This window comes from Marinicrinis lubricantis (assembly GCF_042658665.1).
In the GTDB taxonomy this organism is placed as follows: Bacteria; Bacillota; Bacilli; order Paenibacillales; family KCTC-33676; genus Marinicrinis; species Marinicrinis lubricantis.
This window is the reverse complement of the sequence record NZ_JBHSQV010000073.1, coordinates 1-1,273: the sequence shown is the minus strand read 5'-3', so window position 1 is coordinate 1,273 and position 1,273 is coordinate 1. Positions and strand designations below refer to the sequence as shown.

The following is a 1,273-nucleotide window of genomic DNA, read 5'->3' as shown; positions in this document are numbered from 1 at the left end:
AGTGACCAAACCCAAAAACTCCGAGAGGAAGTGAAGTCACTTGTATATTCTCCAAGAAAGTCTATTTTCCTTTGATGAGCTTCAAAAACTTGAATCCAAGGAACGATTGCCTATCTTTTTCAGTGCCCTAGACTTACGACCCTATGCCAAGGAATTGAGAAGTCGTTCACCCCGAGGCGCCGACGGTCACTGCAGGCAAGGGATTCTTCGTGCGCTGCTTGCTGCACCGCTGGAGAATATCGATACATTCACGGGTCTACATCGTCGTTTAGATGTCGACCTTCGCTTTCGTTATCAATGTGGACTTCGACTGGATCGTGAATCCCCTTCTATCGCGACATTAAGCCGCGTGTTCGCTGAATTAACCAGCAAGGGGTTGGCTAAGCGCCTGTTTGAAGATCTCGTCGCACAATGCAAGAAGGAAGGAATCATTGACGGCGGTCATGTTGCGATCGATAGTGCAGCCATTCATGCCTATGAGGTGAAGCAGCCGAAACGGAAAAGCGAGCTGACGGGCAATGCCAACTGGGGCGCGAAGTTCGACTCGTTTGGCAACAAGGTCAAGTGGTTTGGCTACAAGCTTCATCTTGCCGTTGACACCGCAAGCGAGCTGCCGATGGCGCTCTCCGTTACACCGGCTCATGTCAACGACGGCGATATGGCTCCGTCGCTCATGGGACAAGTGGCTGCGGGAACGAAAGTGAAGTTCTTTATTCTTGATGCTGGTTATGACCAACTGAAAAACTACGAAGCAGCGCGGAACGTAAAGGCTCAGGCGATTATTCCGATGAACCTTCGCAACGAAAAGGAACCGCCTGCGGGCATGACATCCAGTGGTACACCTTGCTGTTCGATGGGGTTCCCTATGACCTATTGGGGAGCCGATGGTGATCACCTGAAATTCCGCTGTCCCCATGCCACAGGCAAGATTGAATGTCCGCTGGGTATGGCAGCCTGTTCATCCTCCAACTATGGAATGGTCGTCAAAGTCGATACGAAAAGCGATTTAAGGCGCTACTCGAGTCCACACCGGGACACGAAACGCTGGAAGGAGCTTTATAACGAAAGAACAAGCGTGGAGCGATGTAACTCCCGATTAAAAACATATCTGACCGCAGACGTCATGCACGTCTGGGGCATTCAGAAGGTTACGACTCACCAATACCTAAACGCCGTTGTGTTGCTCGCTTCTGCGCTAGCAATGGCTCGTCAGTCTAAGAAAGCCGTCGCTTAAATTTTTGATTCACCAGAAATTCTGCAGGTCTGCCCATTT

The 1,273-nt window shown here is 50.6% G+C and carries 1 protein-coding gene; it reads left to right on the top strand.

The window, feature by feature from the left end:
• Window positions 1–40: 40 nt before the first annotated feature.
• Complete coding sequence (locus ACFPXP_RS08100; RefSeq protein ID WP_379893730.1) at window positions 41–1,234, top strand: transposase; 1,194 nt, start codon at window positions 41–43, stop codon at window positions 1,232–1,234.
• The last annotated feature ends 39 nt before the right edge of the window (window positions 1,235–1,273 follow it).